General features: G+C 44.7%; 15 protein-coding genes and 1 pseudogene. 9 read left to right on the top strand and 7 right to left on the bottom strand.

The window, feature by feature from the left end:
* Positions 1–89: 89 nt before the first annotated feature.
* A complete protein-coding gene (locus P404_RS0113565) occupies positions 90–1730 on the bottom strand; it encodes a Na/Pi cotransporter family protein (RefSeq protein ID WP_014969837.1) in 1641 nt (546 codons plus the stop codon).
* A 222-nt stretch (positions 1731–1952) separates the two neighbouring features.
* On the opposite strand from P404_RS0113565, the gene P404_RS0113560 reads away from it, so the two are divergent.
* The 6 genes and pseudogenes from P404_RS0113560 (at position 1953) to P404_RS0113540 (ending at position 6240) form a co-directional block, all read left to right on the top strand.
* Positions 1953–2426 (top strand): hypothetical protein, encoded by a 474-nt coding sequence (locus P404_RS0113560; RefSeq protein ID WP_236624412.1) that lies wholly within the window; start codon positions 1953–1955, stop codon positions 2424–2426.
* Between the two features lie 192 nt (positions 2427–2618).
* A complete protein-coding gene (gene ispG / locus P404_RS0113555) occupies positions 2619–3728 on the top strand; it encodes a flavodoxin-dependent (E)-4-hydroxy-3-methylbut-2-enyl-diphosphate synthase (protein ID WP_014969835.1) in 1110 nt (369 codons plus the stop codon).
* An 84-nt stretch (positions 3729–3812) separates the two neighbouring features.
* On the top strand, positions 3813–4397 hold the full coding sequence (locus P404_RS0113550) for a 5' nucleotidase, NT5C type (protein WP_014969834.1): 585 nt from the start codon (positions 3813–3815) through the stop codon (positions 4395–4397).
* A gap of 161 nt (positions 4398–4558) precedes the next feature.
* A pseudogene (locus tag P404_RS19000) lies at positions 4559–4753 on the top strand (transposase); the annotation flags it as partial.
* Entirely contained in the window at positions 4736–4903 is a 168-nt protein-coding gene (locus P404_RS18825; RefSeq protein WP_256439755.1) for an IS3 family transposase, read from the top strand. The pseudogene P404_RS19000 and the gene P404_RS18825, both read left to right, overlap by 18 nt.
* Before the next feature lie 260 nt (positions 4904–5163).
* On the top strand, positions 5164–6240 hold the full coding sequence (locus P404_RS0113540) for a diguanylate cyclase (RefSeq protein ID WP_026831040.1): 1077 nt from the start codon (positions 5164–5166) through the stop codon (positions 6238–6240).
* Between the two features lie 137 nt (positions 6241–6377).
* On the opposite strand, the gene P404_RS0113535 is transcribed toward P404_RS0113540, so the two are convergent.
* From P404_RS0113535 to P404_RS17685, 5 genes are all read right to left on the bottom strand, one after another.
* Complete coding sequence (locus tag P404_RS0113535; protein WP_026831039.1) at positions 6378–8225, bottom strand: GGDEF domain-containing phosphodiesterase; 1848 nt, start codon at positions 8223–8225, stop codon at positions 6378–6380.
* Between the two features lie 189 nt (positions 8226–8414).
* The gene (locus P404_RS0113530; RefSeq protein ID WP_051590520.1) at positions 8415–9860 is read right to left on the bottom strand and encodes a bifunctional ADP-dependent NAD(P)H-hydrate dehydratase/NAD(P)H-hydrate epimerase; all 1446 of its coding nucleotides are present in this window, start codon (positions 9858–9860) and stop codon (positions 8415–8417) included.
* A gap of 88 nt (positions 9861–9948) precedes the next feature.
* The gene (locus tag P404_RS0113525) at positions 9949–10371 is read right to left on the bottom strand and encodes a Fur family transcriptional regulator (protein WP_014969832.1); all 423 of its coding nucleotides are present in this window, start codon (positions 10369–10371) and stop codon (positions 9949–9951) included.
* Positions 10343–11212: a metal ABC transporter permease gene (locus P404_RS0113520; protein ID WP_014969831.1), complete on the bottom strand. Its 870-nt coding sequence runs from the start codon at positions 11210–11212 to the stop codon at positions 10343–10345. Before P404_RS0113520 ends, P404_RS0113525 begins: the two co-directional genes overlap by 29 nt.
* Positions 11209–11976 carry a metal ABC transporter ATP-binding protein gene (locus P404_RS17685; protein ID WP_014969830.1) on the bottom strand — a complete coding sequence of 256 codons (768 nt, stop codon included), beginning with the start codon at positions 11974–11976 and terminating at the stop codon, positions 11209–11211. The genes P404_RS0113520 and P404_RS17685 overlap by 4 nt, the downstream gene beginning before the upstream one ends.
* Positions 11977–12198: 222 nt before the next feature.
* Between P404_RS17685 and P404_RS0113510 the strand changes: the two genes are divergently transcribed.
* The 3 genes from P404_RS0113510 to P404_RS17680 all read left to right on the top strand — a co-directional run bounded on the left by P404_RS0113510 (position 12199) and on the right by P404_RS17680 (position 16147).
* Complete coding sequence (locus P404_RS0113510) at positions 12199–13743, top strand: Ppx/GppA family phosphatase (protein ID WP_026831037.1); 1545 nt, start codon at positions 12199–12201, stop codon at positions 13741–13743.
* A complete protein-coding gene (locus P404_RS0113505) occupies positions 13740–15899 on the top strand; it encodes an RNA degradosome polyphosphate kinase (protein ID WP_026831036.1) in 2160 nt (719 codons plus the stop codon). Before P404_RS0113510 ends, P404_RS0113505 begins: the two co-directional genes overlap by 4 nt.
* Before the next feature lie 74 nt (positions 15900–15973).
* Positions 15974–16147 (top strand): XapX domain-containing protein, encoded by a 174-nt coding sequence (locus tag P404_RS17680; RefSeq protein ID WP_014969827.1) that lies wholly within the window; start codon positions 15974–15976, stop codon positions 16145–16147.
* Positions 16148–16220: 73 nt separating this feature from the next.
* Here the strand turns inward: P404_RS17680 and P404_RS0113495 are convergent, their stop codons facing one another.
* The gene (locus P404_RS0113495; RefSeq protein WP_026831035.1) at positions 16221–16403 is read right to left on the bottom strand and encodes a FeoB-associated Cys-rich membrane protein; all 183 of its coding nucleotides are present in this window, start codon (positions 16401–16403) and stop codon (positions 16221–16223) included.
* Positions 16404–16414 lie beyond the last annotated feature (11 nt).

Raw genomic sequence — 16414 nt, 5'->3', positions numbered from 1 at the left:
ACTAAAATCAAACTCGAATGTCAATAAACTATCTCACAAAAACAAAGAGGAATTTCTTTTCAGAAATTCCTCTTGTTTCATCTCCCCATTCAGGCTGTTCCTGAACGTTGTTCAAGTACGAGGTCCGTAATGTTAACGGCATGATCGCCAATTCGTTCCAAGTTCGATAGTAAATCAACGAAAATCATTCCGGCTTGACCGGTACACTCCCCTGCATTAACACGCAAGACGTGGTGTTTACGGAATGAACGTTCAAGGGAATCAAGTTTTCCTTCTAACTCAAGCACTTGACGTGCTAACGAGACATCATCGAGCTCGACTGCTTTGATGGCCGTCTCAACGATTTTTTGAGTCAGGACATACATCTCATCCAACTCTTTTTTCGCTTGACTCGTAAAGACAATCCGGTTGACGATTTGGAAGTCGACGAGTTCGATGACGTTCTCGACGTGATCACCAATCCGTTCGAAGTCATTGACCGCATGCATCAAGAGCGAATGATCGTTTGATTCTCGCTCTGACAGATCATGTGCCGCCACTTTGACGAGATAACTTGTTACTTCAGTGTTCAAATGATTGATCGCATACTCGATTTGATCTGCTTCTGATACATCTTTTTTGTCATGTGACTGCGTATAACGATGTGCTTTACCAAGTGCTTCTTTAGAGAATTCACCCATCCGCAATACTTCCAGCTTCGCTTGATTCAATGCAAGTGACGATGATTGATTGAGGATGTTTTGATCCAAGTGACGTGGTTTTGAGTCGACCGTCGTATCCGTACCCGGAACGACTTTTTGGACGAGCCATGCGATTTGTGCGATGAACCAACATTGAATCAACGTGTTGACGACATTAAACGTTCCGTGTGCAAAAGCAATTTGCATTTTCGGTTCAAGATCAAGCGCTCCTGTAATCCAGGTGATGAAACTCGAGAATACAGGCAAAGCAATCAAAAATAGAATCGTTCCGACGATGTTGAAGATGACGTGCGCCGCAGCTGTCCGTTTTGCTGCAATCGAAGCACCGAGTGCCGCAAGAACCGCCGTAATCGTCGTTCCGATATTATCACCGAATAAGACGGGTAACGCAGCCTTGATATCGATCATCCCGCCATCATATAACTCTTGCAAAATCCCAATCGTTGCAGAGGAAGATTGGACAAGAATCGTAAAAATCGTTCCGACAAACACACCAAGAATCGGATTGTCTGACATCGACACTGTCAGTTCGCGGAACCATTCGCTTGACTCCAGTGGTGCCATCCCGTCGCCCATGAGCGTCAATCCATAGAAAAGTGCACCAAATCCAAAGAAGATCTGTCCGATGTATTGAATACGTTCTTTATTGAAGAAGAAGATCAGAAACGCTCCAAGCGCGATCGCCGGGAGTGCTGCTTCCTTGACGTTAAAGCCGATGATGAAGGCCGTGATCGTTGTTCCGATGTTCGCCCCCATGACGACACCAATCGCTTGCCGTAAGTTCATCAGACCTGCGCTGACGAGACCGACGACGATGACGGTCGTACCAGATGACGACTGAATCAAAACTGTGACGACAATACCCGCTAAAATTCCGAGCAGCGGGTTTGACGTATATTTATCTAAAATATACCGCAGACGGTCTCCTGCTGTTTTTTGAAGACCATCTCCCATATACTTAATACCGAATAGGAAAATACCAAGTCCACCAATAAAAGTGAAAATCATTTCCTGCAAATCATAGTTCATTTTGTCATCTCCTCGTATAAAAAAAGTGGAATTGATTTTTTATTAAGTTTCTGTCGTTCAACCTCTCCTATTATGTAAAGGTCTATTGAACTTGTAAACAGTTTTTCCGATATTTGATTGTTAAGGTTTTATTAATCTGTACTAAAACAGAAAATACGTTGGCATTAAAAGGATTTTAAATTCAAAAAGAGTTGTTACAATACAGAAGAAAGAGTGATTTCCATGCGTTTTTTAAGTCAACTACTTAATTACTTACAAACCACCCTAATTCCTAATCGTGTTTTTTTAAAAACTCGCTTGGCAGACATCACCCTTTATTTCTGTGGATTAGCGTGGATTTCCCTGTGGACGACGATCATCGATAGCATCCTGCTCGATCAATCGATCCCATTTGTGATCTGGTTCATCCTTCATTTTATCTTCATCGCAATCGCCGTTTTGTTGTATCTGTTATTCGTTTCTTATCTGAATCGTTGGCTCATCCAATGGCTTCTTCCGAAACCATGGGCATTTCGACAAGTATTCCCTTATACGGTTGCCGCCAATATCTGGACTTTTCCGATCGGCGTACTTTTCTATCAATTAGGAGCAACAACTATCGGAATATCCGTCCTGTTAGGAGGGCATATACTTTATTCGGTCCTCCCTCTCGTACAGGCGCGTAAAAAAAAGAACCCTTCCAAGGTCCAGCGGTGACCGGGCGCCGCATCTGATTTTTTCCCGACCGACAATCCGTCCGGCGGCGGATTGACTTTACACAATCCGTGTTAAACAATTGTAAATGTTCGATTTTCGTTCTTGTTTCTCGATTTTTAGGGAATAGTTCGATATGATAGTACAAGTAGTCATAAACAATCTGGCGTTATGCCGCAAAAGGGGATTTTCGATATGCCGAAAATGGTCCATCGCTCTAAGACTCGTCCCGTTCGTGTTGGGGACCTTGTCATTGGTGGAAGTAATGAAGTCATCATTCAAAGTATGACGACAACAAAAACACACGACGTCGAAGCGACTGTCGCTGAAATTTTACGTCTTGAAGAAGCAGGATGCCAAATCGTCCGTGTTGCTTGTCCAGAAGAACGCGATGCGCTCGCCCTTGCAGAAATCAAGAGCCGGATCAACATTCCGCTTGTCGTAGACATTCACTTCAATTATAAACTCGCTCTCATGGCCATCGAAGCGGGTGTCGATAAAATCCGCATCAACCCGGGTAATATCGGACGCCGCGAAAAAGTCGAAGCGGTCGTTACGGCAGCAAAAGCAAAAAACATTCCGATCCGGATTGGTGTCAATGCCGGTTCACTTGAGAAACATATTCTCGAGAAATACGGTTATCCGACTGCCCGTGGTATGGTCGAAAGTGCCCTGCATCACATCAAGATTCTTGAGGATCTCGATTTCCATGATATCATCGTTTCGTTGAAAGCATCTGACGTACAACTGGCACTCGAAGCATATCAACTCGCTTCTGAATCGTTTGATTACCCCCTTCATGTCGGAATCACGGAATCTGGTCCACTACGGACAGGTTCACTAAAATCGGCGGCTGGTCTTGGTGCGATTCTGTCACGCGGTATCGGGAATACGGTTCGTGTCTCACTTTCTGCCGACCCCGTTGAAGAAGTAAAAGTCGCAAAAGAAGTCTTGAAATCATTTGGTCTCGCAGCCAATGCCGCGACATTGATTTCTTGCCCGACATGCGGACGAATTGAAATCGATTTGATGGCAATCGCAGCAGAAATCGAAGACTACATCGATAAAATCCAAGTCAACATCAAAGTCGCTGTCCTTGGTTGTGCCGTAAACGGTCCTGGGGAAGCACGAGAAGCTGATATCGGGATTGCCGGTGCTCGTAACGAAGGTTTGTTGTTCCGTCATGGAGAAATCATCCGAAAAGTACCTGAGGCAACGATGGTAGAAGAATTGAAAAAAGAAATCGATGCGATTGTTCTTGAAAAAGAAGCAGAAAAAGAAGCTGCTAAAGCAAGCCAATCTTAATCCAAAAGAGTCCTCCGAGCGGAGTGACTCTTTTTTCGTCTCATCTTTTCGACTATGTTATACTAGTGGCAGAAAATTTATAGAATGTTGGTGATTCAAGTGAAAATCGGAATAGATATTGATGGAACGATCACTCATCCTTCTTCATGTTTCAACTATATGAATAAATATCTTGGTACATCGATTGATTTTGAGATGGCTTCTGAATATGAACTCCATACCTATACGGAGATGGATCAAATTGAGTTTTGGGAATTCATGGTCAAGTCCGGTCATGAATTAGGCATCTATCGTGAATCGATTCCTCAAGAGCTTGTTAAACAACATCTTTGGGATTTACGTAAACAATATGATTTACATTATGTGACGGCACGATCGGAAATCGTTCGTCCGGTAACGGAAGAATGGATCAAACAACACGAGTTACCACTCGATTCTCTGATCATGACTGGATCACACGACAAAGTTCAAGTCGTCCGGGACTTGGCACTGGATCTTTTCATGGAAGATCGATTAGAAAATGCGATTCAAATCGCGGAAGATACGTCGATTCCGGTCATCTTGTTTGATGCACCATACAATCGTCGCCCTGTCCCGGAAAACATCATTCGGGTGTCTTCTTGGGATGAGGCCGTTCAGACGATCCATAAGTTCGCACCGATTCGATAAATGGGGCTGACGCAAAAGTCAATCTTTACACAGACGAGGGTGGCAGATTGCAATTCTGTCACCCTCGTCTCGTTCAAGAGAAATCACTCGCTTTGATATGCTCCCCAATAGGTAGACAGATGAAATAAACAATCTGTTTTTCTATTAGGGGGGTCTTCTTTATGACAAGAACTAAGTATTCCGTTGAACAAAAATTAGAGGCACTCCGAATGCTTGCGTCCAATAAGTATACGGTCCAGGAAGTGTGTAAGACCCATCGGGTCTCTAGGAGTACGTTAGAGCGTTGGAAGGCACGGTTGCATTCAGGTGGAGTGGCTTCTTTCGAGGAATCTTCTTCATTGAAAATCTATACGAAAGAGCTAAAGCAAGCAGCTGTCCGTGATTTCCAAGCCTACGAAGAGCTGAAATCGTACATCGAAGCTTATATATATTTCTATAACAACGGGCGTTTTCAAAAACGATTAAACGGCTTGAGTCCTATTGAATTCAGGACAAAAGCCGCTTGAGTGAGTTTTAATTATTTACACTGTCTACTTGACGGGGAGCAGTTCAGATTTCTGCGCTTTCAGAGACAAACAAGCCCTGTTTTCCTGCCTGGATGAGGCAGGAAAACAGGCTTGTGTCTCGTCTGAGCAAAGCGTGTGAAAAAGGAGTGATTCTTTTTAAAGTCAGCCCCATTTTTCTGTATGTTCCGATTAGACTATCGTACAACGATGACAGATTACATAGTATTTTTTTATCGTACCTAACGCGAAAGGATTTTTTTATGATTTCGACACTTAATATCTTTTTTTTGAACATCTGTATCATTTTTTTGATTTTGTCGGTCACGTTTTATTTGATGCGAAATCGACTGCCGATCCAAAAGGATTCTAAGGTATCTACCCGCTTTTATTTTGGTCTGGCGAATGGCGTGACCGGTATTTTATTGATTCATAACTCGATTTCCATCAACGGTGCTTTCATCGATTTACGGTTGTTGCCACTTGCCTTGTCCGCTTTGTACGGTGGTCCGATTAGCATCATGACGACCGGTTCGATGTTGTTACTCTATCGTGTTGGAATGGACATAGGTGAATCACTGACCGCCCTCGAGAATTCTATCATTACTTTGGTCAGCTTCATCGTCCTCGTCATTTTTTGTACATGGTTCATCAAACCAAAAGGATACCTTTTTACGATAATCGTGTCGATAGGTTCCTTCCTTGTCCTAGTAAGAATGTTACTCGGAAATGCTGAAACACATGCTTGGCAAACGATTTACTTGCCGTATTTTTTAATCACGGCGCTTGCTTCCTTTTTATTTTACCGCTTGTCCTATATGCTACAAGATCATTTTGTCCTCTATTCCTATCAATCTTATCTAGCTTCGACCGATCAACTCACCCGGCTAGCAAATCGTCATGTCATCATGGATAAAGTCGCGACGTTAGAACGCGAACAAGCTCCCTGGGGTGTCATCCTGTTTGATTTGGATTATTTCAAAGCTGTGAATGACCAGTATGGTCATGCCGTCGGTGATGCCGTTTTACGTCATTTTTCTGTTTTGTTAACACAAGAATGTCCCGATGAGGTGACCATCGGCCGGTATGGTGGAGAAGAATTCATTGCTATTTTTCCGAACACACTCCGTAGTTCTCCGACTGAGTTCGCGCAGCACATCGTGACTACCGTCACAGCAACACCATTCGTCATGCAAGATCACGCCCTTGCGATTACCGTCTCAGCCGGTATCGCCTTTGCTCAACGTCAGCCCGCTAGCACCGTCTTTAAACAGGCGGATGCCGCTTTATACGAAGCGAAAAAGAATGGACGAAATCAATCCTACTTGTATTCGAACTAAATCAGAACAATCAATCGTACATGTCGAACTTTACACGGAACTCGGGGCGGACTTAAATTCAGTTCCGACGTTTCATGTTTAGAAAAAATCCCGCGTCTTACACGACTCCTCCCGGAATGAACGTGTGAAGCGCGGGATTACTTTTGGGTCAGTCCTGTTTGTTTTGTTTTCAGCAAACAAATGATTTCATCCAGCAATACTGGTTTCGCAAAAAAGTAGCCCTGAAACAGATGAATCCCAATATCCTTAGCGATTTGAACTTCTTCTCCCGTCTCGACTCCTTCGACGATACACTCGACATGCATCGATTGACTGAGTTGAAAAATCGATTCTAGAATCGATTGCCGTTTTTCAGATTCTTCAATCTGTTCGATAAACTGTTTAGGTACTTTTAACTGACGAAGTGGCAGCAGGCGTTCGAGCACATGATAAGAAGCATGACCTGTCCCGAAGTCATCTAACGAAACGGGGAAATCCAATGTCTTGATACGCCGTAATGCCCGGAGAATCGGTTGACTTTCAAAATCCAACGACTGACTTTCCGTAATTTCAATCTTGATTTGTTTTGGTTTTAAAGAGTATTTCAGCAACATCCGCTCAATGAACGCCATAAACGAATCATGTGTCAACTGGCGGGGAGAAACATTGACCGACAAGCTGAAATCGTCTGAGACAAGACCAATCAACTGTTTTCTTGTCTTACATCCCTCTTCAAAAATCCACTCACCTAAACGGATAATCAAATCACTTTTTTCAGCAATCGGAATAAAAATCGTCGGTCGTCCGGCTCCCGTAATAGTGGTGTTCCAACGAACCAGTGCTTCCAGACCAATAAAACGTTCCTGTTCAGAATCATATTGTAATTGATACACCAGGTAAAAATCCCGATTCACATCCGCTTGCGATAACGCTTGAGCCGCCGCCACTCGTAAGGCCTGTTCGTTCCGCCAGTCCTGATTCAGACACATGACCTTTTCTGAGTTTTGGACGCTTTCCTGAAGTGCTGACGTGATTTGCCGGATTCGTTTCGTCATGCTGGTTTGATCGACTTCCCCATCATCGATGACGAGATATAGATTCACATAAATCTGATGCCGCTCGACTTGATAGGGGGCCGACATCTGCTGACTGAGAAGTTCCATCTCCTCCTGACAAGACACACCAGGCGGCTTTTCCATCACGACAACCAACGTCCCTCCTTCGACCCGGACAATCGTCAAATATGGGGGAAGTCGGGTTTGCAGACGGTCAATACAATCCAATAAAACCTGCTCTTGAATCTCGTCCCCAAAATATCGGGCCAATTCATAATAATTTTCAAGATGCACGCCGACTAATAAGAGGTGCTGATGGGATGTCTCTGAAAAACGTTCTTCTAGTCCCCGCATGTTCAGTAGCTGTGTTTGCAAATCATGACGTGCCGCCTCGTGTAATTGGTTTGCCAATAGCTGGAGACGACTTAAATTACGAAGATGGAGATGATTGATAATCAGGGCGATACAAATCGCGATCCCGATCATTCCCAGCCTGGCATAATGATCGGTCGGATCAATCTCAACCGATACCGTCTCCGAACGGAACATGACGTACACGTTCGTAGAGGCAATGATGAGAAGGGCATACCAAATCATGACCCGGTCATACGCAATCAAGGCAATCATCAAAAATATAAAACAACTGGCCCAGACCGTGACGGCTGCGTACGGTAACATACTAATTGATATAACTGGAATAATCAGTAACATGATAGATAGCAAATGGGATTGGTAACGATTCGACAATTGACTACGACTGATCAAAAACGTGATCAGACCGATACAAAGCAGGACAGTTACGATGGTCGAACGATCCAAGTAGGCGTTTTGAATGACCGTATCTGTCGTTCCCAAATAAACCAGTGCTCCTGCACTCATTAAAAACAACGCAAAATTTCCAATCCACCGCTGTTGGTTTCGAACGATCTCATCGATTGGTTGAATCGGCATCCGTCTCCTCCTTTCTTTCGGAATGTCTGTTTTAACTTTTCGACATCACTTCATGATACTCCTGTCATTCTACTCCTAGCAATCATCACTCAAAAAGACATGTCCCCTCTCAATTAAAGGAGTCAGGAACATGTCGTATACGATTCCACTTAAAAGTGGATGTCTGCTCGTCTATTTCCAGATGATAGATCAGCCCTCCACTTTACCTAACTGCTCAATCAAGTCTGTCGCGACGATGCTACTCGGATGCATCCGTTGTTCGACTTGTTTTGATGCTTGAGCATACCAAGACACCCCCATCGCAATCAATCGTTCGATCGAAAAGTGCTGATAATGTTTTCGTTGACCAAGTAAACTTGTAATCAAGCCAAACAACGTATCACCACTTCCACCTTTCGCTAATCCACTCGATGCACCGGCAATCACATATCCGCCACCGTCGGGTTTCGCGATCAAGATGACGTGCGATTTCAAGACGACGATTACTTGATGGAGCATCGCATACGCACTTGCTTGTTCAAACAAATCATCTTGAACCTCCGCGACCGTTTGATTCGTCATACGGGCGAATTCACCGATATGTGGCGTAACGACGATTGCCGCTTGACGTTCTGGATAACTGTCCCGAATGAGTGCACTCGCATCAAGCACAACCGGGATATCTTGCCGAAGCAACAGATCAATCCACTCGGAAGTAAACTCAGAAGATAGACCTGGTCCAATGCCAGCGACGTCGACTTGAGTGACGATACCTTGAATGGTTTCCGTCGTCTGATCGAGAATCATCGCTTCCGGTGCATTGATGATCAATCCGAGCTGAGCCGACGGGACGGTTGCGACTTGTAACTTCCCGATTCCTGTTCGCAGCGCTGCACGTGTGGCCAACTGAATCGATCCTGGCATCGTCTCGCTCCCTCCAATCAATAACCCCGTCCCGTAAGTTCCTTTATGTCCGTATGGATTTCGCGTCAACAACGGTTCAATCGACTCGTCATACAAAGACCATCCTCCAAAAGCTGGTAATCCTAAATCAATTTTTTTCAACTGTCCAAAAAACGGGGCCGTCTTTACTAAAAATGCAGATCGCTTAAAGGCATGCAGGCAAAACGTCGCATCTGCTTTTAGTCCTTGCCCTGAAAAATCACTCGTTTGATCCGTAGGAATACCACTCGGTATGTCGACCGCGTAGAGTCTAGCCCCTTGTTGCTGTTGCTCTTGCACCCAAGCAAACAAATCCGTTACTGATTTCGTGAAACGTGCACCATCAAAACCTGTCCCGAATACCGCATCGACAATCACATCATATTGACCACAAATCCCCTCGGCAACAAGACCAAATTTTTCAGCATATCGCGTGTGCAGCCGAGCCGTTGCCGTCTTCGGTTCTCCAAACGGCGCATGAAGCGTGATATCGTAACCGTCACGAATCAGTTCGCGACCGATGACATAGCCGTCCCCACCGTTATTGCCGGTGCCACACACAATCAAGATTCGTTCGTCGGCATCATGGTGTTCTTTGATTTGTTTTGCAATTTCACTACCAGCACGTTCCATCAACACCTCAAGGGGCAATCCGGACGTCTTTGCCCACTCATCGATTTGCCTCGCTTCATGCGTATCATAAATCATCTCCATCACCTCTGTTCGTCCTATTCCCGTTTTGGCTCATTTCAAGCTAAAAAGCCCCTTGCAAACGCAAAGGACTTCTTCATGATCCACTTACCTATTGTTGGCACGCCGCACAGCGTCCATAAATTTCAAACTTATGATCTTCGACTTCAAAACCTGAGTCTTTGATCGGCGCAACCCATTGCATCGGACAGACATCTAATGTTTCCGTCTTTCCACAGGTCCGACAAATCAAATGATGGTGGTGGTGTCCAGACTGACACGCCGCCCGGTACTTCATCTCCCCATCCAGTTCCGTCGTCTCTAAAATTTCGATTTCCGCAAAGTCATTTAAGTTTCGATAAATCGTATCATAACTGAGCGAAGGATGTGACAGGCGTAACTCTTCTGCGACTTCCCGCGCGCTGACATAGCGGTTGGCTTCGAACAGATAGGCTAACAAGTCCAGTCGTTTCGGTGTCATCTTAAAGCCGGATGCCTTCATCCGTTCACGCGCTTGTTCGATGTTTTTTTTCATGCGTTTTCCCTCCGATCCAAAACCGTTCAATGATCATGACGAGAATCAGTTCGATCACTGCCAACATGACAATCATCCCACCTGGTGCCAAATCAAACTGATAGGCAAGAATCAAGCCGGTGATCGTTGCGACTTCCCCAAATACGATCGCATAGAAAATCGTCGCCTTAAAGCTTTTCGCAAAACGAAGCGCTGCCGCGACCGGTAACGTGATCAAACTCGATACTAACAAAATCCCGACGACCCGCATACTGATTGCAATGACCAAGGCGACGACAATCATAAAGAGGATATGAACTAGTCGCAAGCGAATCCCGGAAACACGAGCTTGTTCTTCGTCAAATGATAAAAACAGTAATTCTTTATAAAATGCGATGACAAACACAATCACGACTCCCGTGACGATGAAAATCGTATACACATCCGTCAAGGTCACAGCTGAGACGGTCCCAAACAAAAAGGACACGAGATCCATCGAAAAGCCGTTGGCGAGGCTGATGAAGATTGCCCCGAGCCCCATTCCTGTCGCCATGATGATCGGGATGGCCAGTTCTTGAAAGTGTTTATATTTTGCCCGGAGCCAATCAATCGTCAAGGCGGCGATGACCGAAGTCACGATACCAAGATAAAGCGGATTCAAATCGGCCAGGCTCGCAACCATCCCGGAAATCAACAGACTGAGCGCAATCCCGGCGAGCGTGACGTGTGACAACGCATCCGCAATCAGACTCATCCGCCGGACGACGACAAAGGAGCCAATCAACGGTGCCGTAAACCCGATTAATACCGCCGCAATGAGGGCGTACTGTAAAAACTTCAGTGTCATGAACGCTTCAATCACTGGACGACCTCCCCTTGGTGGACTAAGACGCGTCCAGGGACTGGGTAAAGCGAACGAATCGTCTGTTCATCGAGTTCCCAGTATTCCTTGATACCACAGTTACAACCAAGCCGTCCGTCGACAAGGTGGATCACATCCGTCACGAGTTTACTGACGAAGTGAATGTCATGCGTCACGAGTACGAACGTCCGCTTTTTATCACGCCGTAATTCCTCTAAGATTTCATAAAACTCTTTGACGTACCGTTGATCGACTCCGACCGTCGGTTCATCTAAAATCATCAAGTCCGGATCATTGACGAGTGCCCGTGCAATGAAAACCCGTTGTTGTTGTCCACCGGACAGGTCTCCGACTTTCGAATCACGACGATCCCACATCCCGACCGTTTCCAGCGCAGTCTTGACCTTTTGGCGATCGAGTTTCGTCACACGACGGAACAGCCCTTTTTTGGCATACAGTCCCATCTCGACGACCTCGGCGACCGTCACCGGAAAACCTGAATTAAACGATGCTGCTTTTTGGGACACATAGCTGATTCGCCACCAGTCACTGAAGGCTGCTTGATCCTGTCCGAACAAACGAATCGAACCCGTCGGCTTTAATAATCCAAGCATACATTTAATCAAGGTCGATTTCCCAGAACCGTTTTCTCCGACAATCGCGAGAAATTGACCTTGTTCGACATCAAATGTCACTTCATTTAAAACACGTCGATCAGGATAATCATACGTGAGTTGCTTGATTTCAATAATTGGTTCAGTCATGTCTATTCTCTCCTTCCGTCTCATGTTAAAACGGAATAGTTACGTCTTATCAACTGTCTTATTATAGCCCCAGCCGTCATCCGGTGCAACTGATGTAACTTTTTTGTGAACGGACGGTTTTTGACAGACGCACAATGTACAATGAAAGTATACAAGCTGTCGTTTTCAGAATCCTTGATTCGGGAAAAGACGGATTGATAAGTGAAAGGGGGCGGATTTCTTTTGAAAAACGAATTAGCAGTCATCGATATCGGATCCAACTCGATCCGATACGTCATTTTCCATCCAATCGATTCCGGTCGATACATCGAAAAAATCAATGTCAAGGTCGTGGCTCGACTATCCGCTCATATTGATGAGGACGGTGCATTAGATCCACTAGGAATTCGCTTGTTGTGTGAGACGTTACAACGTTTTTACGAAATCGGCGTCACCCACCTCGTCGAAGAGACGATTTGTGTCGCGACAGCCGCCATTCGAAATGCCAGTAACCGCGAAGACATCATTCATGCCGTTGAACAAGAAACACCGTTTACGATGCGTGTCCTTTCGGATGAGCAGGAAGCCTATTATGGCTTCTTCGCCATCATCAACTCCACCTTTTTAACGGATGGCTATTCGGTCGATATCGGTGGTGGTTCGATGGAAGTCACGTTGATCGAAAATCGTGAAATGGTCGCGTACCACAGTTTTCCGTTTGGTGCCGTCACCTTGACACGTCAGTTTCTCTCTGGAGAAACGATGACATCGGGTGAACAAAAAAAATTAATCAAATTTTTACGGGAACAGTTCGATGATATTCCTTGGCTTAAAAACAAAAAGCTCCCACTGATTGGCGTGGGTGGTTCAGCCCGAAACTTCGTCCGAATCCATCAGTCGACCATGGATTATCCCTTACACGGGATTCATCAATATCAAGTCCGGGCAAAGGAATTAGGAAAATTGATTGATGAGCTGGAAGATAAAGCACCTAAACATCTCACGAAAATTGAAGGATTATCCAAAGACCGGGTTGATATCTTTTTACCTGCGTTGATTGCGATTCATGAGCTGGCGTTACATATCGAAGCTGATCAGTTTGTGATGAGTAATTACGGGCTGCGAGAAGGGCTGGTCTATGAATATGATTTACGGGAACAGAATCAACGGCGTATCGAAAACGTTCGGGAGGAAAGTCTTTACCAGCTCGAGAGTGATTACAAGGTCAACCGGGACCGAACGAACTACCTGGGTACGATCGCTAAATCGATTTATCGACAACTCGTCACACTCGATATCATTCCGGAACGGGCCGCCGATTTACGATTACTCGATTCGGCAAGCCGACTGTTGTACTGCGGACAATATATCAATCCAGATACACGTTCCAATCAGACCTTTTATCTTTTGACGAATACCGATTTAAAAGGCATGACCCATAAAGATCGTCTGGCGCTAGCCCTCGTCAGTTCTTATTCTTCTTCTAAACGGATGCACCAGCTCTTGAAACCTTTTAAGGATTGGTTTACCGATAAATCAATCGAACGTTTTGATTTACTTGGTTCAATCTTGAAACTGACGGAGGCACTTGATGTCACAGAACGTCGAGCCGTCAATAGTGTCGAGCTTGCGCTAGAAAAGGATGGAAAAAATATCCGCATCATTCTTGATACGGGTGATCATGATTATGGATTTGAAGTCGAAAAAGCAGAAAAACAAAAAAAACATTTAGAACGTGTCATCGACCGGTCTATTCAGTTAGATACTAAAGGAGGCGGCCTTATATGAAGATTGACTCCCCGGAGTTCTTCAACAACCGAGAAATCAGTTGGTTACAATTCAACGAACGTGTATTAGGTGAAGTCCTCGATACACGAAATCCTTTAATGGAACGCTTTAAGTTTTTAGGGATTTTCAGTTCCAATCTGGATGAATTTTATATGGTTCGTGTGGGCGGACTGAAAGACGAAGTGTTAGCAGGATTCAATAAACCGGAAAATAAACAATACCTCACCCCAAAACAACAGTTACGGGCCATCGCAACAAAAACAAAAGAACTTGTCGATCAGCAGTATGAAGCGTTTAAAGAATTGACCCAAGCCTTGAAGACAGAAGGTGTCTCCTTTTTAAAACATGAAGAATTAAATGAAATCCAAGCGGAATACGTCAAAGCCTTTTTTAGAGAACAAGTTTTCCCGGTCTTGACGCCCGTTGCTGTTGACGCCTACCGCCCCTTCCCGATGTTGTCGTCAAAATCATTGAACATCGCGACGGCACTCGAAGCGGAAGACGGCTCGAAACGAAATTTAGCAATCGTTCAGGTCCCTGCCGTCTTGCCACGGTTTGTCGATTTACCGGTAGATGATGAAGAAACGACGGCTGTCATCTTACTGGAAGATGTCATCATCTCGTTCATCGATTCCTTGTTCAAAGGCTATCGCGTATTATCCGCCATGCCGTTTCGGATTACCCGGAATGCTGATTTGCCGTTCCATGAAGAAGGGACCCATGATTTATTGAAATTGATTGAAAAAGAACTGAAGAAACGCCGTTGGGGAGTTGGAATTCGGCTCGAAATCCAAAAAAATGCCATCAATACGAATTTACTGAATATGCTACGTGATGTGTTGGATCTACAAGACCGGGATATCTATGCCGTCGATGGACCCATCGATCTAACATTTGCCTTTGCGTTTTACAGTCAAATCGGTGTTGAATACGATCATTTGATTTATCAGACGATCATGCCTGTCGAACCTCCTGCTCTAGAAAAATCAAAAAATTTATTCGATCAAATATTACAACAGGATTATCTGCTGCATCACCCCTACCATACGTTTGATCCTGTCGTCCGGTTGATCGTCCAGGCTGCCAATGATCCAAACGTACTGGCTATCAAACAGACGTTGTACCGTGTCTCCGGGGACTCTCCGATCATCAAAGCGCTCAAAACGGCTGCTGAAAACGGAAAACAGGTCACGGTCCTCGTCGAATTGAAGGCACGTTTTGATGAAGCGAAAAACATCGAATGGGCCAAACAATTAGAAAAAGTAGGAGCCCACGTCATCTATGGTTACAGTGATTTAAAGACCCACTCTAAAATCACATTGATCGTCCGCCTGCAAGAAGGACGCATCCAACGATTCGTCCACCTTGGAACGGGGAACTATAATGATTCCACGGCTAAGTTGTACACGGATATCGGTCTTCTGACAGCGCGCGAACAGATTGCTGAAGATGCCACGAACTTCTTTAACTGGTTATCCGGTTACGGGGAGCAGCCACAGTGGAATGCGCTCCATACCTCACCAAACTCGATGCTCGAGAAATTTTTATCGTTGATTGACGAAGAAATCAAATACCATAAAAAACATGGAAATGGACGAATCGTCGCTAAAATGAACAGTTTGACGGAAAAAGATATCATCTTAAAACTGTATCAAGCTTCGCGAGCCGGTGTCCGAATCGAATTGATCGTACGAGGTGTCTGTTGTCTTCGTCCGCAAGTCAAAGGCGTCTCGGAAAATATTCGTGTCACATCGGTTGTCGACCGGTATCTCGAACATTCACGAATCTTTTATTTCCACCATAATGGCGACGATTTGATCTATTGTTCGAGTGCCGATTGGATGACTCGGAACATGCGGAAACGGATTGAAATTCTTTTCCCGATCATCGATGAAGAACAGAAAAACTATATCAAGGATTGTTTGGCGCTGACGTTAGCCGATAACGTCAAGGCACGCGAGCAAGATGAACATGGTGTCTATCACTATGTCACTAAGGGTAAACAATCTTGCGAATCACAAATTTTGATTCAACATTATACAAATGGAAAATTGAAAGCAAAACCTTCTTTTGATCGTCCTTTGGATCAAAAATGGATTCCGGTTGAGAAATCAGAAGAGAAGATCACCTTTGATCCGAATTCTTCCAAAAAATAATCGTTGTTTAACGTCAGACATCTTCATATAATAAACATGTAAGCGTTTTTCATATGAAGAAAGGACTGGACCTCATGCTTCAACAAATTTTATTGTCTTTGCTAGCCGGTATCATCTGTGGCGTCGTCTTCACGGCTCTCAAACTGCCAATTCCCGCTCCGCCCGTTTTTCCGGCCATCGTCGGGATTTTCGGTGTGTTTCTTGGTATGAAAGTATTTTTATTCGTTGCTGACCGTTGGCCGTTCTGATTGCCTAACGTGCAGTGCGTTCCACATAAAAAGCGTTTTTCTTCTCCGATTGGACAAGAAAAACGCTTTTTAGTTATTTTTTTAATGCTTCTGCAATGACGTTGTCCCAATTGACGTCATCACAAGCTGTTTTGCAGGTCGGCTCTACCTCACAGGTCGCACATTTTCCTTTTTTCGCTTTTTTCGTGAAGCGGACTAACGAAAAACCCGCATAACCAAATACGAGTAGACCAATAAACAAGTCGATCAGATGCATCGTCATTCCTC

The organism is Exiguobacterium antarcticum DSM 14480 (assembly GCF_000685865.1).
Classification (GTDB): Bacteria; Bacillota; Bacilli; order Exiguobacteriales; family Exiguobacteriaceae; genus Exiguobacterium_A; species Exiguobacterium_A antarcticum.
Note: the sequence above shows the minus strand (reverse complement) of the source record. Positions and strands in the feature narration are given on the sequence as shown.